Below are 21,958 nucleotides of genomic sequence, written 5' to 3' on the forward strand. Positions count from 1 at the left end.
GGATCAGCGTCCCCATGCCGTGCGGATCAGCGCCTCGATCTCGCCGTTGACCGCGTCCAGGCTCTCCATCGCGCGGTCGTAGGTCGCGCGCGTGAACTGGTCGCGACTGACCTCGAACAGGGTCTGCTTGGTGATGCCGGCATCCGAGACCGCCGTGCTCTTCAGCATCGCGTTGGTGAGCACGCGCTCCCCGAACAGGGTCCGCATGAACGCGACCATCTGGGTCTGCGGACCGTCGGTCGGCTCGTAGCGCGTGACGAGGTAGCGCATCCAGTCGTAGTTCATGTCGCCGCCGGCCTTGGCGACGACCCCGAGCATCTCGGAGGTCATCAGCAGGAACTGGCACATCGACATCACGTCGAGCATCTGCGGATGCACGGTGACGAGCACGCTGGTCGCCGCGCACAGGGCCGAGAGCGTCAGGTAGCCGAGTTGCGGCGGGCAATCGACCACGACCACGTCGTAGCGGTCGGCGACCGGCGCCAGGGCCTGGGCGAAGCGCGTGAAGAACAGCGAATCGCCGTCGCTGCTCCGCTGGAGGAGGGCGCGCGGTGTCTCGTGCTCGAACTCCATCAGCTCGAGATTGCCCGGCACGAGGTCGAGGCCCGGAAAGTAGGTCTTCTGGATGACGTCGGTCAGGGGACGGCGCGCCGCGTCGTACCGGATCGCGGCGTAGAGGGTCTCGTTGTCCCGCACGTCGAATTCGGGCTGGATCCCGTGCAGGGCCGACAGGCTCGCCTGCGGGTCGAGATCGACGGCGAGGACGCGGTAGCCCTGCAGCGCCATGTGCTGCGCGAGATGGGCCGCCGTGGTGGTCTTGCCCGAGCCGCCCTTGAAGTTCACCACCGCGATGATCTGGAGATGCTCCTCGGCCCGCCGCTCCTTCCGGTACCGCCGGCCGGTCTTGGCCCCCTCGTCCAGCATGCCGCGCAGCGCCTGGATGTCGGCGCTCGAGTAGGATCGCCGCCCGGACGGCCCGATCTCGGGGGCGGGCCCCTTGCCGTCGAGCGAGAGTCGCCGCAGGTAGCCGTCGTCGACCCCGATCAGCTTGGCGGCCTCGCCGGACGAGAATCGCCGCAGCTGCTTGCGCGCCTCGGGCGGGAAAAGCCGCTGCCGGTGCGACTGCAGTTTGGCCGACAGCGCCTGCGCGTCGCCGGCGATCAGATCGTGCATCGCCATGGAGGTTGACCCCGAAGAGGGTAGGGCGGCGAGCGCCGCGGGGCTGGCCACGGTTCCGAACTCCTGTCACGGTTTTCGCGGCCGCAAACGCCGCCGCACCGTGACAAGATCACAGTCAACCTTAACAGAATGTTGACGCTCGCGCCGCCCCGCCTCCGAGCGGGCGAGCGTGTTGACCGCGGTCAACTCCCGCGACGCGGAGGGGACCGCTTGGGCCGTCGGCTGACGCTCGACGGCGCTGGCGCCACAGGGCGAAGAGCATCGGCCAGGCCGAGAACCGGCCGGAGCGGGCCTTCCGCGTCAGGTCGCGCAGATAGGCGCCGGGCGCGCCGATCGACTCGGCGCGCTGGAGGATCGCCGACAGCGCCACCAGCGCGTGGTCCCGCCCCATCGCGGCCAGGGCCGCCTCCCAGACGTCCGGGCCGATTCCCAACGCCGGACGAACGACCTCCGCCGCGCCGGCCAGATCGGACCAGCTCCGGATACCGTCGCGGGCGTAGAGCACGACGTCGGGACAGGCCTCGAGCACCATCGGCAGAGGCAGGGGCGAGGGGAGGGAAGAGGGGACCGGCGCGGGGAAGGGACGCGGCTGGTCGGGCGCGGGAGCGACGTCGGATCGCGCGGCTCCGGCCGGGCCTCGCCGGGGGCACCGTTCAGATTCGTCAGCAGGATCTGGATCTGAATTCTGATGGTGGCGCTCACCGTGAGACGCAGTGCCGACCATTTCCGGCGCATTCACCAAACTTGGCAGCCACTTGTCCACCTCCCGGCGCAGCGCCCGCAGCGGTTCGGCGGCGGCGTGCAGGTGGGGCTCGCCGGCGGTCCGACCCGGCATGCCGCCGCAGGCCGCGAACCGGTCCGCGAGCGCCGCCCAGGGCCCGGGCCATCCGGATTCGGCGGCCAGGGCGAGGATCTTCGACAGGTCGCGGCGGTGCAGGGCGATCTCCTCGCGCAGGAGCAGGCGCCGGCGCGCGGCCGCCCGCACCGCCCGGGCGAGCGCGGCGAATTCCCCCGCGCGCGCCACGAGCGGCGTCAGGTCGAACCCGAAGGCGCGCGCGATCGCGCCGGCACCGTCGCGGCGCGCGTAGCGCTTGCCGTTCGGGCTGTCCCGCCGGATCACCAGGCCGGCCGCGACGAGCTGGGCCAGCGCGCGCCGCAGCGTCGCCGGGGACGGGCCGTGCGACCGCAGCGACAATTCGCGGTTCGACGGGAAGACCACGAGCGGCGAGCCGGGCGACAGCGCCGTTTCGGGATGGAACGTGAGCAGCGCGCTCAGCACCGCGAGGGCGCGGTCCGAGACGGCGAGGTGATCCTTCGCCTCGGTTACGTCGCGGAAGATGCGCCATTTGTGCCCGACCGCGTCGTCGGGGCAGGCCTTGGCCGCCGCCTGCGCGGCCATCATGCCGAGCGAGAGCGGTCGCCGCCCAAAGGGCGTCGTGGGTTCGTGTCCGGGATGCATGGTCCTCGCCCGCGATGAGGCAAGAGAGCAGCGCCCGCCGAGGCGATGGCCGCGTCGCGTGGTTGACAGCGATGTCCGGGAGTGATTCTCTGAGGTTGTCCAGACGACAGAGAGGGCTTCCGGGGCGAACGTCTCGGGGGCCTTTTCTTTTGCCGGGTTGCTCCGTCTAGAGGAGTGGGGGTGGCCCGCCGTCAGCCGCGCGCGGCACTGGCCGGCGTCAGCAGGTCCGCCGCGCTCTCGCGGGGGCCCGTCTGATCCGGGACCCGCGCGGCCTTGCGCGCCCGCGGCGCGGCACGGGCGCGACGGGTCGGCCCCCCCGCGACGGCGACGAAGGCGCGCCGCAGCTCCGCCGGATCCGAGTGCCGCAGCACCAGACCCTCGGCCGTCATCGCGACGTTGGCTTCCGGGTACGCGTCGAGGGTGCGCTTGATCGATTCCGAGAAGGCCTGCTTGAAGCGGGAGGCGAATTCCGAGGAGCCGAACTGCGCCATCAGATCGCGCCAGGTCAGCAGTTCGCTCTCCCCGCGCGACAGCAGCGGCAGCCGGTAGCAGAGGTACACGAGGATATCGATCGCCATGGCGTTGTGGGCGACCTGGCGCAGCCTGGCGGTCGGCACCGGGATCGAGTGCCGCGTGAAGCGGTCGTAGGCGTTCTGGCTGAGCATCAGCGCTTCCGGCCAGCGCATGGCGCTGTGTCCCCCGGCGGCCCAGACCTCGAGGTCGTCATCCTTGAACGCGCCCCCCTCGATCAGGCTCTCGCGCTTGAAGACGTGGCCGCCCTCGTCGCCGTTCAGGACCATCGTGAAGATGGGGAAGCTCAGCCGGACGAGTTGGTCCTTGGTCGGCCCGATCGAGCCCCGCTCGCCGCCCGTGACCGGCAAACCGACGGCCTTCAACCACTCGGTGATCCGCCCCATCTCCATCCAGCGGTCGCCGGCGCTCCGGCGCGGATCGCGGGCCTCCGTGGCCAGCCACATGGAGAGGAGGCGCGCCTTGGGTCCGAACGGGACGCCCACCTCGATCTGGCGCCCGTTGGGCAGGACGAACCGGGCCGGCTCGACGGTCAGCGAGAAGCGACCGTCGCGCCGGTTCCACGGCTCCATCGTGTTCTTGGGCCGGCGCAGCGGCAGGCCGGCGATGCAGAAGCCCTTGTGGAGGAACGACACATCCATGCGGCCGTCGAGCGCGGGGCCGAGCCCGGTCGTCGGCCGGTCGGCTCCGGCCTCGGGGCGCAGCAGGCTCTGCTCCCACAGGCTCAACTGGCGGGTCTCTGCCGCGTTCATGCCGGTCTCGCTCTCCTCGTGCCGAGCACAGGGCAATTTGGAGGCTATCAGTTGCGAGTCGCCGACCGGGCGCAATCATCGGGTTTCCAAATCTCAGCGCGCCGACCGGGATTCTTTACAAAACTCAGCGTCGGCGACCCACGGCCGCCCAGCGGTCGAGCCGCGACGGCGTCCCGGCACGGCTGCGACCGCCGTTGGCGCCGGTCGCGGCGGCGCGAGTGCGAAAAATCAGCGCTCGCCGACCGTCCGCTGGCAAAAGTCAGCGTGGCGCACGCCGTCGGTGACGGGTGAGGGCGCTTGGCGACCTTCCAAACCGCGGCAGGCGCGTCCACCTGCGCTGATTTTTGTAAGTCCCGCGCCGTCGGACACCGCTGGGGCCGCGCTGAGTTTTCTCAGGAGCGGACAGGGGGCGCTGATTTTTGTAAGCGGTCGCGTCGGAAGGCCCGGCATCAGCGCATTGGGTGGCCACTGACCGGCGACGCGTCTCGGGCGCGCTCGGACGCCACTGGACAGAGAGCGAGGCGGCCAATCAGCCGCACGAAGGGTGGCGACCCGGCCTGCTCGGGACCTCGCCGACGCGCTTCCAGCGGCGGACCGTAACCCGCGCGCCCGTGAGGCGGCGTGAACCGATCGGCAGGGACGACCCAGATGCGAGCCGCGCACCGCAGGATCAGGATGGTGGTGCGGCGACGCGTCGGCCAGTGGCGTCGCTGACCGGCAAGGTCCCGTGGTCCGGAGACGGTCGGGCATCCGGTCGCGGCCCGCGACGACGCGGTCGGTGACCGCCCGACACATCGGAGCGCTACGGAGCGGGACCGGGAGGGGAGGGTGCCTTCGGGTTGCTCGCGCGACGGGCGTCGGCACCGGGCCGGTCATGGACGCCCCGTGCGCCCCTGCGCGGGCCGCGCGTCCCGTTCACCCATCGCCTACGAAGTTCCAGGACGTGCCGCGTCGCGGGCGGCAAGTTGTCGCTCGAGGACAGGACGCGCGCATCCGAGGTGAACCGAATCTTCCTGTCGTTGTTTACGCTCGCCACCGAGGAGTGTTGACGACGTGACACCCCGATACGGTGTGTGACGCGGCGATCCGGGCCGTCTTGCCTTCCCGGAGCGCGGTCGCGCGCCGCGATCTCTGTCGACGACCGAGGATCCGATTTGTCAGGAGGAGATCCATGAAGGGATTCACGAAAATCGTGTCGTACGCGGCGGCCGCGGCGGCGGTCTGCATGCTCGTGGTTGTGGTGGTCCAATCGGCGGGGCTCCTCGCCGGATGATGGGCCCCACGCGGTGATCCAAGTTCAAAGTTCGTACAGGGTCAGGAGCGATCGTCTAAATCCGTCTCATCGACGATGATGCCCGTATCGGGACCGTGGAGGAACAAGCGGCCTGGTGATTCTTCCCGGCATCGTCCGAGCCGAACACCGACTCAGACCGGGGTCGGAAGACGGGCGATGACCTTGATCTCGAAGTCGAAGCCCGCGAGCCAGGTCACGCCGACGGCAGTCCAGTTCGGATAGGGCGGTTCGCCGATCATTACGTCGCGTACCGCCATCACTGTGTCGAACTGCGTTTCAGGGTCGGTGTGGAAGGTTGTCACGTCCACCACGTCGTCGAAACTGCAGCCGGCCGCCGCGAGAACGGCGTTCAGCCTGTCGAAGGCACTGCGAACCTGCGCGCCGAAATCTGGTTCAGGCGAGCCATCCTCGCGGCTGCCGACTTGGCCGGAGACGAAAAGCAGGTCGCCGGACCGGATCGCGGCCGAGTAGCGGTGCTTGTCGTAGAGGGCTTGCCGTCCGGGCGGAAAGACTGCATCGCGCTTCGGCATATCGCGTGTCCTCTGCGAAGGGTGCCGACGGCTTCCATCGACCTCGCGGCACCATCCACATACGCCGCGTATGTAGAAATATCGTGACATACGCGGCGTATGTCAACACATGCGGGCATACGCGAAGGATCGAGGCATCCTGTGGCATCGGGACGGCGCGCGCTGAAGATGGAGGAAACCCGCGCGCGGCTGATCCGCGCGGCGCGTGCAGCCTTTGCCGAGAAGGGCTACGCAGCGGCGTCGATGGATGAGCTGACGGAAGCGGCCGGCCTGACGCGTGGCGCGCTCTATCACAACTTCGGCGACAAGAAGGGCCTGCTTCAGGCCGTCATCGCCCAGCTCGACGCCGAGATGGTCGCTAAGGCGCGGGTCGCGCGCGAGAGGGCGCCAACGCCCTGGCTCGGCTTCCTCGACGAGGGCGTCGCCTACATCGAGTTGGCCCTCGAGCCGGAGATCCAGCGCATCGTGCTCCTCGACGGACCGGCAGTGCTGGGCGATCCGTCGCGGTGGCCGGGCCAGACCGCCTGCCTGCGCACGACGACCGAGACGATCCAGGCCCTCGTGGAGGCCGGGACGGTCAAGCCTGTCGATGCCGAGGCCGCGGCGCGCCTGATCAACGGCGCGGCGCTCAACGCCGCGCTCTGGGTCGCCGCGTCCGACGATCCGCCGGCCGTCCTCGCCAGGGCCACCGAGGCCTTCCGGTGCTTGGCGAACGGCCTCCTCAAGTAGGCCGCCCCACCGGTCTGGACGCGTCATCCGCGGGCGCGCGCGACGCGTTCGTCGGGGGACACCTTGCAGGGTGGCCAGCGCACGAACAGCGAGAGAGGAGACGAGAACGACGTCTGCTCCGGACCTATGTCGCTCGAAAGCCGACCAGCCGGAAGCCATCCGTCTGAGACGTTCAGGCGGGCGTCGCGCGATGGCGGATGCTGGCCGAGAGCGGAATGGCCGCCGTGGAGCGCGACCGCTGCGAATGCGGACGGCCTCCCACCGACCCGACCCTGCCGTCAGAGCGTATCGGCGCGTGTCCCGGAAGCGGATCTCCAGCGTGCAGAGACCGGACGATGCGCGCCCTGCTCAGTGCGCCGGCGATCGGTCCGATGCGTCCGACGAGCGCTTCTTCCTCTTGCGCTTGCTCGCTTTCAAGACCACGTCCGCGTTGTCCTCGGCGATGCGCTCAGCCAGCGCGAAGTCGTGAAGCTCCGCGGTCGCGCCCTCGGTAGCGGTCCGCCCTTCTGTCACGGCGTAGAACGCGGCGCGGACGATCTCCTTCTTGCTCGCCTCCGGATGCCGCTCACGGATGGCGGAACGGATCGCCTTCGGCTTCATGCCCGGCGCGGCGATCCTCCTCAGCGTGTCCGCGATCTCCCGGATCGATGCCATACCGCTACCTTCACCTGACCCCTTCTGCCGGCTCACAAACCCGTCAGCCGACGGGGCGTTCCGATGCCGCGGCCACACAGGCGGCTTCCCGCGCGCGACGTCCCGCACCCGCGGACGTGAGCTCGCGCCGAACCGCCGCGCTCCTCCCGAGACCGCAACGCGCTCGGCGCGCGCGGGGGCACGCAAGCGGGCCGCGTTCACCTCAGTAGCGGGTGATGGCACGCAGGCCGAACACCGCGGCGCCGCGCACCCGCTTGCCGTCAGGATCGCGCGGATTGGCGATCCCGCCACCCGGATGGGCGATGTACTGCACCGTCGGCTGCAGGGCGATGCCGGGCGCGAGCACGGCCTGATAGGTCGCCTCGAGCAAGATCTCGGCGCTCCGGCGCGGTGCGGGTGTCGTGCTCTGGAGCGCGGCGATCGCATCGAGCCGGCGTGCCGCCGGGGAGATGCGGGTGATGCCGACGGCGAGGCCCAGCGTGTCGTCCGACCGTCCGGGGATCAGGCCGCGATAGGCGATGCCGCCGTCGATGTAGAGGTCCACGAGATTGCGGTCCCCCGGCGAGACGGACGCACGCAGGAAGACGCTGGCGCCGTCGTTGGGATCGTCCGGCTCCTGGTAAATCGTCTGGTCGATGAGCCCGTAGAGGCCCGAATTGCCCGAAACCCTCCGATCGAGGCCACTCACCGGATCCGGCGTGAGGGCATCGACGCGGCCGAAGCGGTGCCAGCCGCCCAGCGTGACGGTGCCCGGCCGGCCTTCGGAACCCGGACGGGTGTTGTAGGCGTAGGCGACCTCGGCGATGACGAGCGGGGGGTCGGAGACGGGGAAGCGGATACCGTTCGGATTGCGGCGCTGCGGGTCTACGCCCGAGCGGGGACGGCCGCCGCCGGGTGTGCCGTCGATCACGCTCGCCTGGAACGAGAGATCGGGCGTCGGGACGTACTTCAGGCGGACGGTCGGCGCCGAGAGCGGATAGGCCGGCCCTCCGTCCACCATGTTCGCGGCGAAGATCTCCGGCCAGCCGAAGGTACCGTTGGTGAACAGGATGCTGGTCTGGCTCACCATGTACTCGGTGTCGGCGGAGAGCTGGCCGATACGGACGGACAGCCTGTCGTCGAACAGGCTCTGCTCCAGCCACAGCTCCGAGAGCCGCGAAGCCGGCAGGGCCTCGATCTCGCTGATCGTCATGAGGTTGCCGACGCGGCTGCGGGAGGCTCCGCTGCCCTGGATCTGGTAGACAGTGGCGTGGGCCGTCGCCCCCTTCCACCCCGCGAGCGTGTCGAGATCGACATCGACGTCGAGATCGAGCAGCGTCAGGCCCGTGGAGCCCCGCCGCAGGCCGCCGCGCAGGTTGCGGAAGGTCTCGGCCACACTGATCAGGCCGAAGGTGATCCCGCGGCTCTCCAGGAAGGCGCGGAACCCGCCGGGATCGCCGGCGGTCCCGAGGAGGGGCTGGAACGAGGTCGTGACCTCCGCCGCGCGACCGGCCGAGAACACGGGCTGAGCGACCGAGGTCTGCGGATCGCCGCCTGCGCCCGAGGGTGAACCGATGGCGAGGCCTTCCGCGGCGACCCGCGCGGCCGTCGCCAGCGGATCCGCGGCCGGTTCGGCCAAGGCACGGCCGACCGGCGCGATGAGAACGAGCGTGATGCCAGCGAGGGCGCAGATGACAGAGCGCACCAGGACCTCTGGAGACATCGGGCTCGGCGAACGAAGGCATAGCCTCGTGACCATTCGACGACGGCGGTGGCGAGACATCGCCGCGAATTGATGGGACAGACGTGGCGCTGGCACTGGCTCGTACAACCGCAGGTCGCTAGGGTTCTCCGCATCACCGGAGGTCCTCCACCGTGCGTACGCTCGCTCTCGCCTCGGCCCTCGTCTTCGCCTGCACGGTGTCCGTCCGAGCGCAGGCCCCCGCACCCTCGGCGGCTCAGACCGCGCAGCGGGATCGGATGAAATCCTGCAACGTGGATGCTGGGACGCAACGGCTGTCGGGCGCCGCCCGCAAGAGCTTCATGGCAGATTGCCTCGCGGGAAAGAGCGCCGCGCCGGCCAAGGAGCTGACGCCGCAGCAGATGAAGATGAAGAGCTGCAATGCGGATGCCTCGGCCAAGAGCCTCAAGGGCGCCGAGCGCAAGGCGTTCATGAGCACGTGCCTCAGAGGTTAGTCGCCTGCGCCCATACCGCGTCCCTGTTCGGCTTCTGACCAATGTCAGGGCTGCGTGAAACGGATGCCGTTCGAGATACCGACCGATCTCGGGCGTCCTGAACGTCACTCGGGCTTCCACGAAGCGGTCGACGTCCCCCTCACTCTCCCCCCGCTCCGTCGCGGAACGGTTTTGCCAGCCTCGCCGTAACTGACCCATCGAGCCGCGACGGCGCGGGTCAGATGGCCGAGGCGGTCCCAGCATGAAGCGCGCTCCCTTCCGCATCCTGATCCGCATCGAGGGCGATCGGCGCGTCCTGCGCGCGACCTCGGAGCGCGAGGCGGCGATCAAGGCCGAATCCGTTCTCCGGCGCTATGACGTCCTGCCCGGCGGCGCCGGCCTCATCATCGAAGCGTCGGACACCCGGGCGAGCGCGCGCATCGCGGCCTATCTGGCCGACGTCGCGCTCGAGATGGAAATCGCGTGATCGGCCTCCGAGGATGACGGTCTCGGACAGCGCGGTCCCCTACGTGCTGGGCGCTGCGGCGGTGCGCTCGGTCGAGGTCATCGACGGCGGCGGCACACTGGCGATCCGATTGCGGTCGCCCGACGACAGTGAGTTCTGCGTCCTGCTGCCGATCGGTGTCGTGGGCGACCTCCTCTTTCAACTCGCGGATGTGATGAGCGTCAGCCTTGACCCACGCCCATGACCGAGAGGATGCCCACCTGGGCGAAGGGGATGACCCGGTGCTCGACGCGGTCGCCGTGCTTCGGTGCCGCGGGTACACGGTCGAGCCGGATGACGACTGCGCGCGCTGGCGGATCGACGGTGCTGACTGGATCACGCTCAGCGACCTGTTCGCGCGGGCTCTGCGGCTCGGCTTGAGAGACGGGCCGGGACGCGCGCAGTAATCCCCGGCCAGACCGGGAGCCTGTCCGCTGAGGGATCGACCGGCGGGATCAAACACCTAGTTGATCAGGCAGAAGCCGGCTTCCGCCCTGTCGACGCCGCCGACGCGCCTCCCGGTCTCGCAACTCGGGGCGACGGCGCGCACCGCTTGGACACGCGGCGTTTCGGGCGGCGGGCGGAGGAGGGTGGGCTGTGGCCGAAGCTCCGGCTCGCGCGCTTCGGCCGGCGTGTTCGCCACCGCTGCCGCGGCCGCCGCAGGAACGGCCGCAGCGATGGGGGCCGGCGCGATCGCGATGGTGGGACGGTAGCCGGCACGGCCGCTCGGGGCCGTGTCGGTCGCGGCGACAGACGGAGGCAACGCGGGTCGCTGCGCCGTCGACGACCGCCCGAAGAACAGACGCCCGCGCCCGCGCGCCTCGACGGTGTCGATGCTACCCACAAGTGTAGAGAACGCCACACCTGCCACCAGCCACGCGCGCATGATGTCCCCCACCGCACGCGAGGAGTATGGCAGCGAACCAATTCAATAGTGCTGCCATGACCTTTCAAATTCGATTGATTTGATGAATGCAGAGCGCGGACATGTCGCGACAGCGCGGAAGTTCCGCGCGCCTGACCTGTCGGCCCCCCTCAGCAAGAGCGGCTCCCGGCGCGCCGATGACCGATTGCGCCGTGCACCGTCCGCCGTGTCGCGTGCTGAGCCGACCGATACGGTGTGGCCGCGCAGCCGGGAGGACACGCCCCCGCGGCAAGTCTTGCGGGCAGGACTTCCGGGCACGACCCACCGGCAAGCCTTCTTACGCCCGCCGGACCCGCGGCGCCGGAGACCGGAGCCGAGACAGCCGGGCGTCAGGTACCGGGGCGGCCCAACCAACGACACCCTGGAGCCGCACCGCCCGGCGGGCCGCGCCGTGCCGGAGGGCCGGATGAGAACGGTGACTCCACCCGTTCTCGATCGAGGGCCCGTCGCCCGCCGGATCTCCTGCCCGTGTTTCGACGCAAGACTTCTCCGACCGACGCGTCGCCCGGCGCCGGTTCAGGTCCCGCCGCGGGGCAACTCACGGTGTCGGGCGTGAGCCGACGCTACGGCCGGACGCTGGCGCTGGACAACGTGTCGCTGACGCTCGGTCCGGGCGAGATCCTGGCGGTGCTCGGCGCCTCCGGCTGCGGGAAGAGCACGCTGCTGCGGCTCATCGCCGGCCTGGACGCGCCGGACGCGGGCGAGATCGCCTTCGGCGATCGCCGCGTCGCCGGGCGCGGCCGCAACGCGCCGCCCGCGAGCCGCGGCGTGGGCCTGATGTTCCAGGACTACGCGCTGTTTCCCCACCTCACCGTGCTGGCCAATGTCCGCTTCGGCCTCGCCCATCTCCGCGGCGCGGACGCGCGGGACATCGCCCGCGAGCGCCTCGATCAGGTCGGGCTGGCACACCGCGCCGACAGCTATCCGGGCACGCTGTCGGGCGGAGAGGCGCAGCGGGTGGCGCTCGCCAGGGCGCTGGCCCCGCGTCCGCGGGTGCTGCTCCTCGACGAGCCGTTCTCGAACCTCGATGCCGGCACCCGCGAGCGTGTCCGCGCCGACACCCTGGCGGTCCTGCGGCGGGACGGCATCGGCGCGATCCTCGTCACGCACGACGCGGCCGAGGCGGTCGCCTGCGCGGACCGCATCGTCCTGATGCACCGGGGTCGGATCGTCCAGAGCGGCAGCGCCGAGGCGCTGTACGCCGCGCCGGCGACGCCGTTCGCCGCCCGGGCGCTCGGCGAGATCATCGAGATTCCGGGCCGCGCCGTCGACGGCCACGTCGCGACACCCCTCGGCACGCTGCCCCGGCCCGACGCCGTGCCGGAGGGCGCGGTCAAGGTCTGCCTGCGCCCGGAGGCGATCCGCCTCGGGCCGGCGGGTGCCGGGGTGCCGGCCAGGATCCTGGGCCGGGCCTTCGCGGGGCCGCGCCTGCGCCTGGACATCGCGGTCGCGGGCCTCGGCGCGCCGCTGCGCCTCGACCTCCCGCCGGAGGCCGTCCCGGGCGAGCAGGTCGGCATCGAGCTGCTGCCCGGGCGCGCCCACGTCTTCCCGCTGCCGGACGGAGTCCAAGTGTTGTCAGATTGTAATTAGAATACATCTAAATAAATCCGCCTTGCAGGTCGCATTCTTACTGTATAGCACCGGCTCGTCGCTCGACGAACGGGGTTTATCATGTTGGACGTCTGCAGAACCGGAGCCTGGGCGAGCCTGTGCCTGTCTCTCTGCTTCGGCGGACCGGCCTACGCGGCCGAGGTCAACCTCTACACCACCCGCGAGCCGGGCCTGATCCGGCCGCTGCTCGACGCCTACACGGCGCAGAGCGGCGTCACCGTGAACACGGTCTTCGTGGAGAAGGGGCTGGCCGAGCGGGTCGCCGCGGAGGGCGCGCGCTCGTCCGCCGACGTCCTCATGACGGTCGATATCGGCAACCTGATCGAACTCGTCGACCGCGACCTGACCCAGCCGGTGCGCTCGCCCGTGCTCGAAGCGGCCGTGCCGGCGCCCCTGCGCGGCGCCGACGGGCGCTGGTTCGCCCTCTCGATGCGCGCGCGCGTGCTCTACGCCGACACGGGCCTGAACGATCTCGCGGCCGCGACCTACGAATCGCTCGCCGACCCGCGCTGGAAGGGCAAGGTGTGCCTGCGCTCGGGCCAGCATCCCTACAACACCGCCCTGATCGCCGCCTTCCTCTTCCGCCACGGCGCGGAGAAGACGGAGGCGTGGCTGCGGGGCGTGAAGGACAACCTCGCCCGCAAGGCGACGGGCGGCGACCGGGACGTGGCCCGCGACATCGCGGCCGACCTCTGCGAGGTGGGCCTCGGCAATTCCTACTATGTCGGACTGATGCGCTCGGGTCGCGGCGGGGCGGACCAGCAGAAATGGGGCGCGGCCATCAAGGTCGTGCTGCCGACCTTCGAGGGCGGGGGCACGCACGTGAACGTGTCGGGGGCGGTCGTCGCCAAGAACGCGCCGAACCGCGACCAGGCGGTCAAGCTCCTCGAGTACCTCGTCTCCGACGCCGCGCAGGCGCTCTACGCCAAGGTCGACTACGAGTATCCGGTGAAGGCCGGCGCCCCGATCGAGCCGCTGCTCGCGGAACTCGGTCCGCTGAGCGTCGATCCGACGCCGCTCGTCGAGATCGCCCGCAACCGCAAGGCGGCGAGCCTGCTCGTCGACAAGGTCGGCTTCGACAACTGAGTTCGAGCCGGGCCGGATGTCGGTGACCCGCTCTCTGGGCTGGGCGGGGGCGGTCGCCCTGGCGGCGCTGCTGCTCGCGCCCGTGATCTCCCTGGGCTTCACGGCGTCCGAGGGCGGCGGCGAGCTGTGGCCGCACCTCGCCGCCTACGTGCTGCCGCAGGCGATCCGCGACACCGCCCTGCTGCTCGCGGGCGTCGGCCTCCTGGTGATCGGGCTCGGGACCGCGACGGCGTGGCTGGTCGCGGCGTTCGACTTCCCCGGTCGGCGCCTCCTCGAGGCCGCCCTGCTGCTGCCGCTGGCGATGCCGACCTACGTGGTCGCCTACGCCTATCTCGACCTGCTGCACCCGCTCGGGCCGTTCCAGGTCGGGCTGCGGGGCCTGCTCGGCCTGTCGAGCCCGCGCGATCTCGCCCTGCCGGACCTGCGCTCGCTGCCGGGCTGCAGCCTGCTGCTCGGCTTCGTGCTCTACCCTTACGTCTATCTGCCGACCCGCGCGCTGTTCCTGATGCAGGCCGGCTCGCTGCTGGAAGCCGCGCGCACGCTCGGGGCCGGACCGTGGCGCAGCTTCCTGCGGATCGCCCTCCCGCTCGCGCGGCCGGCGATCGCCCTCGGCACCGGCCTCGCCCTGATGGAGGCGCTGAACGATGTCGGCGCGGCCGAGTTCCTGGGGGTGCGCACGCTGACGGTGCAGGTCTACGCCACCTGGGTGAACCGCTCGGACCTGCCCGGCGCCGCGCAGATCGCGCTGGTGATGCTGGCCGCGGTGGTCGCGGTCGTCGGCCTCGAACGGCTCGCGCGGGCCGGCCGCGGCTATGCCGGGGGCGCCCGCCGCCACACGGCCGGCGCGCGCCGCCGGCTGGACGGCTGGCGGGCCGGGGCGGCCCTGGCCCTGGGCACGGCCCCCGTCGCGATCGGATTCTTGGTGCCGGCGGGCTCTCTCGGCCTCGAGGCGTGGCGCCGGATCGACGCGAGCGGCTTGCCCGACGCGCTCGCCGCCCAGGCCCTCAACACGGTCTACTACGCGGGCCTCGCCACGGCGGTGACGGTGCTGGCGGGCCTGGCGGTGGCGGCCGTTCCCTCCCTGCTGAGCGCCCGGGCCGGGCGCCTGCTCATCGGCGCGGCCGGGATCGGCTACGCCATGCCCGGGACCGTGCTGGCGGTCGGGCTCCTGGGTCCTCTGGCGCTGGTCGAGGCCGGGTTGTTCGAGGCCGGCCTGACGACCGCACGGGTGGGGCTCGGGACCGGCGCCGCCCTCGTCATCGCCTACGCCCTGCGCTTCCTGACCGTCACGGTGGGCGCCAGCGAGGCCGGCTTCGCGCGGATCCCGCGCACCATCCCCGACGCCGCGCGGGTGCTCGGGCGGGGTCGGCTCGCCACGCTGGTCACCGTGCAGCTGCCGCTGGCCTGGCCCGCGGTGCTGAGCGGCGGCCTCCTCGCCTTCGTCGACATCGCCAAGGAGCTGCCGGTGACGCTGCTCCTGCGTCCCCTCAACGTCGAGACGTTGAGCACGCATCTCTACGGCGAGGCGGCGCGCGGCACGTACGAGGACGGCGCCGTCGCCGCCGTGCTCATCGTGATGATCGGTCTCCTCCCGGTGACGCTCCTGCTCAGGCTCGACCGGAACGCGATCGGGCCGGGACGGTTGGCCGGGGAAGAGCCGCGGACCGGCCGGGGATAGGTCGGGGAGAGGCCGGGGAGAGGTCGGGGATCGATCGCCCGCCCTTCGCGCCGCCCGCTCCGCGCGCCGGTATCCGGCCCGTGCCGCGCGCCCGTCTCCGCGTCGCGGGCCTCGGCGGTCAGGCGACGGTCGGCACGATCCCGCCCTCGACCCGGAGCGCGGCGCCGTTGGTCGCGGCGGCGAGGGGACTCGCCAGGTAGGCGATCATGGCGGCGACCTCATCCGGCTCGATCAGGCGCTGGATCAGCGACAGCGGCCGATGGAGCCGGAAGAACTCCGCCTCCATCGCCTCGGGCGACAGGTCGGGATCGGAGGCGACACTCTTCAGGAAATCGCCGATCCCGTCGGAGCGCGTGGGCCCGGGCAGCACCGTGTTCACGGTGACGCCGCTGCCCTTGGTGAGCTGGGCGAGTCCGCGGGCGATCGTCAGCTGGGCCGATTTGGTCACGGCGTAGTGGATCATGTCGGGCGGCGGCACGATCCCGGACTCGCTCGAGACGAACAGGACGCGCCCCCAGCCGCGCGCCTGCATCCCCGGGAGATAGGCCTGCGCAAGCCGGGCCCCCGACACGACGTTGACCGCGAACAGGCGGTGCCAGTCGTCGTCGGCGATGTCCGGGAAGGCCTTGGCCTCGTAGATCCCGAGATTGTTGACGAGGATGTCGACCGCGGGGGCCGCGCGCACGAGCGCGGCAGCGCCCTCGGCCGTGGCGGGATCGGCCAGGATCGCGCGCGCGCGGCCCGCGGCGGCGACCGCGGCCGCGGCCGCGTCGAGCTTGGCCTGCTGGCGCCCCGCGATGATGACCTCCGCGCCCTCCGCGGCCAGCCGTTTGGCCACGGCGAGACCGATCCCGGCGGTCGAGCCGGTGACCAGGGCGCTTCGTCCCGTGAGCTGAAGATCCATGACGGTTCGTCCTCGTTGCCGTGTCGGTCCCGAGGAGATGGACGGCCGCCAGATTGCTGAGTAGCAGGCATCGCGGCACGATGATCGTGACTTCGGTGCACGAGTGGCGGCGCGATGGACAACCGGCTCGGGGACATGGAGGCGTTCCTCCAGGCGACGCGGTGCGGCAGCTTCGCGGCGGCCGCCAAGGCCCTGCGGCAAACCCCCTCCGCCGTGAGCCGGGCCGTCGCCCGCCTTGAGGCGCGCCTCGGGGTCGCGCTGCTCCGGCGCACGACCCGATCCCTGACCCTGACCCCGGAAGGCGAGGCCTATCGCGAGCGGGCCGCCGAGCTGATGGCGGAACTCGACGCGATGGAGCGGGGCCTCACCCAGACCGCCGCCGAGCCGAGCGGGCGGCTCCGGGTGAACGCCTCGGTCCCGTACGGGACCCACGTCGTCCTGCCGGTCCTGCCGCGCTTTCTCGCGCAGCACCCGCGGATGAGCCTGGATCTCGCCCTGACCGACGAGGTGATCGACCTGCCCGCCACGCAGGCGGACGTCGCGATCCGGATCGGCCCACTCCGCGACACCCGCCTGCGGGCCCGACGCCTCGGGCGCAGCCGGATGATCGTGGTCGCCGCCCCCGCCTATCTCGCGCGGGAAGGTGTCCCGGAGCATCCCGACGACCTCGCGGCGCACAAGTGCCTCAACTTCAGCTTCCGCCGCTCCCTCGATACCTGGCCGTTCCGCGTCGGAGCCGATCTCAACCAGCGGCCGATCCAGGGGAATTTCTACGGCAATTCCGGCGAGGTGGTGCGCCTGATGGCGCTCGGCGGCGCCGGGATCGCCCGCCTCGCCCGGTTCCATGTGGCGGCCGATCTCGCGGCCGGTCGGCTCGTGCCGGTGCTGGAGGCGTTCAACCCCGGCGATGCCGAGGACGTCCACGTCCTCTATGTCGGCCACGCGCGCTTGGCGCTGCGCATCCGAAGCTTCGTCGATTTCCTCGCCGCCCACGCGACGGTGGAGGAATGACATCGGCGCGGCAGACGCTTCACGAGCGATGCCTCGACTGCAGTAATATTGAGTTTCATTGCTAGAAGACGCGCAATATTTGAGACGCTTGGGTCCTGAACAGGATCAGATCCGGCGACGGAGAGGCCGGCTCGCGGTCCGGGCGCTGGAACCGAGTGTCGCCGAGCCCGTCCTGCGCGGCCCGACCTCGGTGCAGCGCGCGCCTGCGCGCGACCCCGAACCGCTCTGGCAGCCATCGGCCGCTCTGAGTGCTAACCGACTGAGATCGCGGGCGATTCGGCGTTTGTTAACAGCTCAGCCGGCAACTTTCTTGCTTCGTCGTGGGTCACTGTCACGATGCGCGCAGGAGGGGCCGCCATGAGCGTTTCGACCGCCTTCCGTCGTCAGCTGGAAGGCTACAGCCTGACGACAGCCGAGATCCTGTATCACCTGCCCGACCATCCCCACCTGCTCCAGACCTTCATCTGGCAGCAGCACGATCTCTTCCCCGTCTTCCCGGAGCTGAAGCGCTTCCTGGCCTTCTGGCAGGGCGCCCTCGATGGGCCGCTGCATTCGGTGAAGGTGGCCCACAGCCGCCTGATCAGGCCCGCGGAATTGCGGGCCGTCGGCAGCGAGTTTCACCTCCACTGACGCCGGGGGCGGGAGCCGAGCTTTCCGCGGACCCGCGCGGGAAGCGCGATCGCGATGGTCGCGGAGATCGCGGAGATCGCCTGCGCCGGCCGGATGCGGGTGCCGGGTCCGCGCTCAGATCTCGCCGCGACTCATCCGCTTGGCGATGTGGTCCGCCTGCCGCAGGGCCAGCGCGACGATGGTGAGGGTCGGATTCTCCGCGGCGCCGGTCGTGAACTGGGAGCCGTCCGAGACGAACAGGTTCTCGACATCGTGGGCTTGGCCGAAGCGGTTGACGACGCCGTCCCGGGGCTTCGCGCTCATGCGGTTCGTGCCGAGGTTGTGCGTCGACGGATAGGGCGGGGTGCGGATGGTGCGGACCGCGCCGACGGCCTCGTAGAGGGCGCTGCCCTGCCTGTAGGCGTGCTCGCGCATCGCCTCGTCGTTGGGATGGTCGGCGAAATGGACCGACGCGACCGGCATCCCGTAGGCATCCGTGTCGTCCGACAGGGTGATGCGGTTGTCGGAACAGGGCATGTCCTCGCCCACGATCCAGAGGCCCGCCATGTTCCGGTACTTGTCGAGGGCGCCGGTGAAGTCGCGGCCCCACGTCTGCGGGTCGAGGAACGCCGCCATGAAGGGCAGGCCCAGGGAGAGCGTCTCGAGCTCGTAGCCGCCGACGAAGCCGCGGCTCGGATCGTGCCGGGCCTCGTCGCGCACGATGCCGGCCATCGTGGTGCCGCGGTACATGTGGACCGGCTTCTCGAAGATGGCGTAGACCGAACCGGTCGTGTGGCGCATGTAGTTGCGCCCGACCTGCCCCGACGCGTTGGCCAGACCGTCAGGGAACTTCGCCGAGTGCGAATTGAGGAGGAGTCTCGGGCTCTCGATGGAGTTGCCGGCCACGGCGACGGCCCGCGCTCTCTGCCGGTGCTCGACGCCGTCCTTGTCGGCGTAGACCACGCCGGTGACCTTGCCGCCGGGATCGTGCTCGATCCGCAGCACCTGGCAGCCCGAACGGACCTCGAGCCGGCCCGTGGCCTCGCCCTTCGGGATCTCCGCGATGAGCGTCGACCACTTCGCGCCCGACTTGCACCCCTGGAAGCAGAAGCCGAGCTGCATGCACGCGGCGCGGTCGTCGCGCGGCTCGGAGTTGATGGCCATCCGGCCGGTATGCACCTCCGTGTAGCCGATCTTGCGGGCGCCGGCCTCGAGCACCTTGAAGTTGTTGTTGCCCGGCAGGCCCGGGATGCCGTTGGTGCGCGTGACGCCCATCCGGTTCTCGGCCATGGCGTACCAGGGGTCCATCTCCGGGAGGTCGACGGGCCAGTCGAGGAGGTTGGCCCCCTTCACGGCGCCGTAATGCGTGCGCGTCCTGAACTCGTGCTCCTGGAAGCGCAGCGACGCGCCCGCCCAGTGCACGGTCGAGCCGCCGACGGCCTTCACGATCCAGGCCGGCAGGTTGGGGAACGTCTTGGCGATCGGCCACGGCCCGGTGGCGTGCCGCTTGTCCTTCCAGGCGAGCTGGGCGAACGAATCCCACTCGTCGTTGACGAAGTCGAAGGTCTCGTGCCGGTCGCCCGCCTCGAGGATGACGGTGTCGATGCCCTTGAGCGCGAGCTGGGTCCCGAGGGTCCCGCCGCCGGCGCCCGAGCCGACGATGACGAAGACGGAGCCGTCGCTGAGGTCGTAGGGAGCTGACATGGTTTCCTCCTGCCGCGGATGGGCCCCGTCCCGTCTTCGCGCGGGATGGTCGAACCGAGCGGTGAATGCGTGTCGCGCGCGGCCGCCGGCGCGGGCGCCGGGCCGCCGTCAGAGCCAGTCGATGTCGTCGAAGCCGCGCTCCAGGTAGCCGCCCTTGTCGAAGGAGGCGCCCTCGTAGCCGAAGATCGGCCACAGCTCCTTCTGGTTGTAGAGACCGACGATGAGGTTGGCCCGCACCTTCTGGAAGAACGGGGTCGGCTCGATGGTCTCGAGGAGGGCTGCCCGGTCCGTATCCTGCGGAACCTTGGCGTAGGGCAGGCGGTGCCTCTCGACGGCCGCCCGGTTGAGCGCGGCCATCCCGTCCTCGAGGAGCGTCAGTTCTCCTGGAGCGGTCCGCGCCGCGTCGTCGAGGATCTGCACCGCGGCGGCGTAGTACCTGTCGGCGACGCGGTCGTGCGGGTAGCAGTCGCGCGACATCTGCACGAGCGAGGCGAAGGTCTCGGGCTTCGTCGCCTTCGGCATCTGCGCCCAGGCCCGCCCGGTCACGCTGCCGTCCGGCATGACCGCGACCGCGAGCAGCGTCGAGCCCGCGGCGCCCAGGAAGCCGCGGCGGGACAGGTGTGCGCCCGTCTCCTGCATCCTCATCCCGTCCTCCCCTGTCCGTGTCGGTCGTGCCGGTGCCGCGGCGGCCGATGGCGGGCCGTCGCGGGTCATCAGGCGAAGCGCCAACCGCGGGCGAGCACCTCGATCTTGTGCTCGTCCGGGTCGTCGATGAAGCAGGAGCGCGCCGTGCCCCGGGCGGCCCCCACGCCCAGGCCGCAGGCGCCGTCGTGGCCCGTGTTGACCGTCAGCGCCGACGCGAGACCGGACGCGGCATGCGCGAGATCGATCGGGGTGAAGGTTTCGAAGCCGGGCCGGTCGGCGGTGTCGAGGCGGAAGGTGGTCCGGTAGAAACGCGCGGAGCGCGCCGCGTCCCGGACCCGGATCATCGCGGGGATCCGCTCGGGCATGTCGGACATGTCGCGCATGATCCCCCTGTCGAGGCCCGAGGCCGAAGGCCCCGAGGGGTCCCGCCGAGCGGAAACTTAGAGCCGCTCCAGCGTGCGGTGGTAGTATCATGCTACTGCGGAGCGGGCCCGCGACGATCCGCGGAGCGCGTTATGCCAGAGCCCGGAAGGCGGTGGAAACGGGCGCGCGCTGCATTATTGTTCCTCATCCCGGGGAAGCGCGGGCGGTCGCCGCGGGTGAGCGGCGCGGATCGCAGGGGTGGACATGTGCAATCTGTACTCGGGGATGCCGTCCGCCGACTACGAGGGCGAGACCCGCTCCATCCGGCTCGGCGGACACTCGACCTCGATCAGGATCGAGGTGATGTTCTGGAACGTGCTCGAGGACATCGCCGCCGCTCAGGGCATGACCCTTCCCCGCCTCGTGACGCTTCTCTACGACGAAGTGCTCGCTCTCCACGGTGAGGCACGCAATTTCGCCTCGCTCCTGCGGTGCGCGTGCCTGAGGCACCTCGAGATGAAGGCGGACCGCCTCGCCTCGGCGCAGCGGCGCGCCGTGGAACAGCGCGGCAGGGTCGCGGGGGACGTCGATGGCGCCCTGGACCGGATCGACGACCGTGACGTCGGCGTCGGACACGTCGCGCGGACCGCGCGCGCCCTGCGCGGCGACGCGGTCCGGCCGCGCGATGCCCGCGGCGAGGGCTGAGGCGCGTCCCCCCCGGCATGGCCGATGCAGAGGGCTGGCGCGGTCGGCCGCTCCGGCCCCGATGAACGGATACCCGACATGCCGCTGCAGGAAGCCCCGAGGTCGCCCATCCGCGGCGGTCGCATCGCGATCGCCGGCCTCGGCACCGTCGGGCTGGCCGTGGCGCGCGCGCTCGATGCGGGCGCCATATCGGGGCTGAGGCTGACCGCCGTCGCGGTTCGCGATGCCGCCAGAGCCCGGGCCGCCCTCGCGGCGCTCGCGGAGCCGCCGGAGGTCGTCACCGCGTTCGACGCCCTGGAGCCGCGGGCCGACATCGTGCTGGAATGCGCGCCGTCCCAGCATCTCCCGGCGATCGTGCGGCCCTTCGTGGCGGCGGGGAAGACCGCGATCGTGCTGAGCTGCGGCGCGCTCCTCGATCACGAGGACCTCGTGGCGACGGCCCGCGCCCACGGCGGTCAGATCGTCGTCCCGACCGGCGCGCTGCTCGGCCTCGACGCCGTGACGGCCGCCGCGGAGGGCACCATCCGCACGGTGCGGATGATCACCCGCAAGCCCGTGCGCGGCCTCGTCGGCGCGCCCTACCTCGCGGAGAACGGCATCGAGATCGGCGGCATCACCGAGCCGATGCGCATCTTTGCCGGCAGCCCCCGCGAGGCGGCCCGCGGCTTCCCGGCGAATCTCAACGTCGCGGTCGCGCTCTCGCTGGCCGGCATCGGTCCCGACCGGACCGAGCTCGAGATCTGGGCCGACCCCGGCCTGGAGCGCAACACGCACCGCATCGAGGTGGAGGCCGACGCCGCGCGCTTCGCGATGACGATCGAGAACGTCCCGACCGACGAGAACCCCCGCACGGGCCGCATCACGGCCCTGTCGGTCGTCGCCTACCTGCGCAAGCTCACAGCCCCGCTCCGGGTCGGAACCTGACAGACC

At 71.1% G+C, this 21,958-nt stretch carries 22 protein-coding genes and 1 pseudogene; 12 read left to right on the top strand and 11 right to left on the bottom strand.

Translation table 11 applies throughout. The annotated features are described in order from the left end of the window. Positions 1–3: 3 nt before the first annotated feature. The 4 genes from repA to BM419_RS20925 form a co-directional block, all read right to left on the bottom strand. A complete protein-coding gene (repA, locus tag BM419_RS20910) occupies positions 4–1,179 on the bottom strand; it encodes a plasmid partitioning protein RepA (protein WP_020096188.1) in 1,176 nt (391 codons plus the stop codon). 121 nt (positions 1,180–1,300) lie between these two features. Then, positions 1,301–2,638: a plasmid replication protein RepC gene (gene repC / locus BM419_RS20915; protein ID WP_091927591.1), complete on the bottom strand. Its 1,338-nt coding sequence runs from the start codon at positions 2,636–2,638 to the stop codon at positions 1,301–1,303. A gap of 191 nt (positions 2,639–2,829) precedes the next feature. Beyond that, positions 2,830–3,921: a replication protein RepA gene (locus BM419_RS20920; RefSeq protein WP_091927592.1), complete on the bottom strand. Its 1,092-nt coding sequence runs from the start codon at positions 3,919–3,921 to the stop codon at positions 2,830–2,832. A gap of 1,425 nt (positions 3,922–5,346) precedes the next feature. Next, the gene (locus tag BM419_RS20925) at positions 5,347–5,745 is read right to left on the bottom strand and encodes a RidA family protein (RefSeq protein WP_091927593.1); all 399 of its coding nucleotides are present in this window, start codon (positions 5,743–5,745) and stop codon (positions 5,347–5,349) included. A gap of 141 nt (positions 5,746–5,886) precedes the next feature. On the opposite strand from BM419_RS20925, the gene BM419_RS20930 reads away from it, so the two are divergent. Then, positions 5,887–6,474, top strand: coding sequence for a TetR/AcrR family transcriptional regulator (locus tag BM419_RS20930; protein ID WP_056524163.1), 588 nt, complete (start codon positions 5,887–5,889; stop codon positions 6,472–6,474). Positions 6,475–6,822: 348 nt separating this feature from the next. On the opposite strand, the gene BM419_RS20935 is transcribed toward BM419_RS20930, so the two are convergent. Both BM419_RS20935 and BM419_RS20940 read right to left on the bottom strand, forming a co-directional pair. After that, positions 6,823–7,128: a hypothetical protein gene (locus BM419_RS20935; protein WP_091927594.1), complete on the bottom strand. Its 306-nt coding sequence runs from the start codon at positions 7,126–7,128 to the stop codon at positions 6,823–6,825. Between the two features lie 202 nt (positions 7,129–7,330). After that, positions 7,331–8,812 (bottom strand): carbohydrate porin, encoded by a 1,482-nt coding sequence (locus BM419_RS20940; RefSeq protein WP_348273196.1) that lies wholly within the window; start codon positions 8,810–8,812, stop codon positions 7,331–7,333. Between the two features lie 170 nt (positions 8,813–8,982). Here BM419_RS20940 and BM419_RS20945 point away from each other — a divergent pair, with 170 nt between their 5' ends. The 4 genes from BM419_RS20945 (at position 8,983) to BM419_RS20960 (ending at position 10,194) form a co-directional block, all read left to right on the top strand. Continuing rightward, positions 8,983–9,303: a PsiF family protein gene (locus BM419_RS20945; protein WP_026605361.1), complete on the top strand. Its 321-nt coding sequence runs from the start codon at positions 8,983–8,985 to the stop codon at positions 9,301–9,303. 241 nt (positions 9,304–9,544) lie between these two features. Next, the gene (locus BM419_RS20950) at positions 9,545–9,769 is read left to right on the top strand and encodes a hypothetical protein (RefSeq protein ID WP_091927596.1); all 225 of its coding nucleotides are present in this window, start codon (positions 9,545–9,547) and stop codon (positions 9,767–9,769) included. 13 nt (positions 9,770–9,782) lie between these two features. After that, positions 9,783–9,992 (top strand): hypothetical protein, encoded by a 210-nt coding sequence (locus tag BM419_RS20955; protein WP_020095938.1) that lies wholly within the window; start codon positions 9,783–9,785, stop codon positions 9,990–9,992. Further along, positions 9,976–10,194 (top strand): hypothetical protein, encoded by a 219-nt coding sequence (locus BM419_RS20960; protein WP_020095937.1) that lies wholly within the window; start codon positions 9,976–9,978, stop codon positions 10,192–10,194. The genes BM419_RS20955 and BM419_RS20960 overlap by 17 nt, the downstream gene beginning before the upstream one ends. A 56-nt stretch (positions 10,195–10,250) precedes the next feature. Here the strand turns inward: BM419_RS20960 and BM419_RS20965 are convergent, their stop codons facing one another. After that, positions 10,251–10,673, bottom strand: a complete 423-nt coding sequence (locus BM419_RS20965; protein WP_139257096.1) for a hypothetical protein — start codon at positions 10,671–10,673, stop codon at positions 10,251–10,253. Between the two features lie 582 nt (positions 10,674–11,255). On the opposite strand from BM419_RS20965, the gene BM419_RS20970 reads away from it, so the two are divergent. The 3 genes from BM419_RS20970 (at position 11,256) to BM419_RS20980 (ending at position 15,087) form a co-directional block, all read left to right on the top strand. Beyond that, on the top strand, positions 11,256–12,302 hold the full coding sequence (locus BM419_RS20970; RefSeq protein ID WP_091927598.1) for an ABC transporter ATP-binding protein: 1,047 nt from the start codon (positions 11,256–11,258) through the stop codon (positions 12,300–12,302). Positions 12,303–12,383: 81 nt separating this feature from the next. Beyond that, complete coding sequence (locus BM419_RS20975; protein ID WP_091927599.1) at positions 12,384–13,409, top strand: extracellular solute-binding protein; 1,026 nt, start codon at positions 12,384–12,386, stop codon at positions 13,407–13,409. 16 nt (positions 13,410–13,425) lie between these two features. Next, a complete protein-coding gene (locus BM419_RS20980; RefSeq protein WP_091682162.1) occupies positions 13,426–15,087 on the top strand; it encodes an ABC transporter permease in 1,662 nt (553 codons plus the stop codon). A gap of 118 nt (positions 15,088–15,205) precedes the next feature. Here the strand turns inward: BM419_RS20980 and BM419_RS20985 are convergent, their stop codons facing one another. Then, positions 15,206–15,991 (bottom strand): SDR family NAD(P)-dependent oxidoreductase, encoded by a 786-nt coding sequence (locus tag BM419_RS20985; protein WP_020095932.1) that lies wholly within the window; start codon positions 15,989–15,991, stop codon positions 15,206–15,208. Between the two features lie 114 nt (positions 15,992–16,105). On the opposite strand from BM419_RS20985, the gene BM419_RS20990 reads away from it, so the two are divergent. Further along, positions 16,106–17,002, top strand: coding sequence for a LysR family transcriptional regulator (locus BM419_RS20990; RefSeq protein WP_091682163.1), 897 nt, complete (start codon positions 16,106–16,108; stop codon positions 17,000–17,002). Positions 17,003–17,359: 357 nt separating this feature from the next. Beyond that, positions 17,360–17,632: an usg protein gene (locus BM419_RS20995; protein ID WP_020095930.1), complete on the top strand. Its 273-nt coding sequence runs from the start codon at positions 17,360–17,362 to the stop codon at positions 17,630–17,632. Positions 17,633–17,746: 114 nt separating this feature from the next. Here the strand turns inward: BM419_RS20995 and BM419_RS21000 are convergent, their stop codons facing one another. From BM419_RS21000 to BM419_RS21010, 3 genes are all read right to left on the bottom strand, one after another. After that, positions 17,747–19,315 carry a GMC family oxidoreductase gene (locus BM419_RS21000; protein ID WP_091927600.1) on the bottom strand — a complete coding sequence of 523 codons (1,569 nt, stop codon included), beginning with the start codon at positions 19,313–19,315 and terminating at the stop codon, positions 17,747–17,749. A gap of 108 nt (positions 19,316–19,423) precedes the next feature. Next, complete coding sequence (locus tag BM419_RS21005; protein WP_244527024.1) at positions 19,424–19,960, bottom strand: gluconate 2-dehydrogenase subunit 3 family protein; 537 nt, start codon at positions 19,958–19,960, stop codon at positions 19,424–19,426. A 68-nt stretch (positions 19,961–20,028) separates the two neighbouring features. Next, the gene (locus BM419_RS21010) at positions 20,029–20,334 is read right to left on the bottom strand and encodes a hypothetical protein (protein WP_348273197.1); all 306 of its coding nucleotides are present in this window, start codon (positions 20,332–20,334) and stop codon (positions 20,029–20,031) included. 253 nt (positions 20,335–20,587) lie between these two features. Between BM419_RS21010 and BM419_RS32935 the strand changes: the two are divergent. Together BM419_RS32935 and BM419_RS21020 are read left to right on the top strand one after the other, a co-directional pair. After that, positions 20,588–20,827 (top strand): annotated as a pseudogene (locus BM419_RS32935) (ribbon-helix-helix domain-containing protein); the annotation flags it as partial. A 279-nt stretch (positions 20,828–21,106) separates the two neighbouring features. Next, positions 21,107–21,952: an aspartate dehydrogenase gene (locus BM419_RS21020; RefSeq protein WP_056524129.1), complete on the top strand. Its 846-nt coding sequence runs from the start codon at positions 21,107–21,109 to the stop codon at positions 21,950–21,952. The last annotated feature ends 6 nt before the right edge of the window (positions 21,953–21,958 follow it).

This window comes from Methylobacterium sp. yr668 (genome assembly GCF_900116245.1).
Classification (GTDB): Bacteria; Pseudomonadota; Alphaproteobacteria; order Rhizobiales; family Beijerinckiaceae; genus Methylobacterium.

Coding starts and splice junctions, on each gene's coding strand:
- BM419_RS20925 (WP_091927593.1), bottom strand. CDS start 5,745: ATGCCGAAGCGCGATGCAGTCTTTCCGCCCGGACGGCAAGCCCTCTAC.
- repA (WP_020096188.1), bottom strand. CDS start 1,179: ATGGCGATGCACGATCTGATCGCCGGCGACGCGCAGGCGCTGTCGGCC.
- BM419_RS20955 (WP_020095938.1), top strand. CDS start 9,783: ATGACGGTCTCGGACAGCGCGGTCCCCTACGTGCTGGGCGCTGCGGCG.
- BM419_RS21010 (WP_348273197.1), bottom strand. CDS start 20,334: ATGTCCGACATGCCCGAGCGGATCCCCGCGATGATCCGGGTCCGGGAC.
- BM419_RS20920 (WP_091927592.1), bottom strand. CDS start 3,921: ATGAACGCGGCAGAGACCCGCCAGTTGAGCCTGTGGGAGCAGAGCCTG.
- BM419_RS20980 (WP_091682162.1), top strand. CDS start 13,426: ATGTCGGTGACCCGCTCTCTGGGCTGGGCGGGGGCGGTCGCCCTGGCG.
- BM419_RS21000 (WP_091927600.1), bottom strand. CDS start 19,315: ATGTCAGCTCCCTACGACCTCAGCGACGGCTCCGTCTTCGTCATCGTC.
- BM419_RS20950 (WP_091927596.1), top strand. CDS start 9,545: ATGAAGCGCGCTCCCTTCCGCATCCTGATCCGCATCGAGGGCGATCGG.
- repC (WP_091927591.1), bottom strand. CDS start 2,638: ATGCATCCCGGACACGAACCCACGACGCCCTTTGGGCGGCGACCGCTC.
- BM419_RS20990 (WP_091682163.1), top strand. CDS start 16,106: ATGGACAACCGGCTCGGGGACATGGAGGCGTTCCTCCAGGCGACGCGG.
- BM419_RS20995 (WP_020095930.1), top strand. CDS start 17,360: ATGAGCGTTTCGACCGCCTTCCGTCGTCAGCTGGAAGGCTACAGCCTG.
- BM419_RS21020 (WP_056524129.1), top strand. CDS start 21,107: ATGCCGCTGCAGGAAGCCCCGAGGTCGCCCATCCGCGGCGGTCGCATC.
- BM419_RS20965 (WP_139257096.1), bottom strand. CDS start 10,673: ATGCGCGCGTGGCTGGTGGCAGGTGTGGCGTTCTCTACACTTGTGGGT.
- BM419_RS20985 (WP_020095932.1), bottom strand. CDS start 15,991: ATGGATCTTCAGCTCACGGGACGAAGCGCCCTGGTCACCGGCTCGACC.
- BM419_RS21005 (WP_244527024.1), bottom strand. CDS start 19,960: ATGAGGATGCAGGAGACGGGCGCACACCTGTCCCGCCGCGGCTTCCTG.
- BM419_RS20975 (WP_091927599.1), top strand. CDS start 12,384: ATGTTGGACGTCTGCAGAACCGGAGCCTGGGCGAGCCTGTGCCTGTCT.
- BM419_RS20935 (WP_091927594.1), bottom strand. CDS start 7,128: ATGGCATCGATCCGGGAGATCGCGGACACGCTGAGGAGGATCGCCGCG.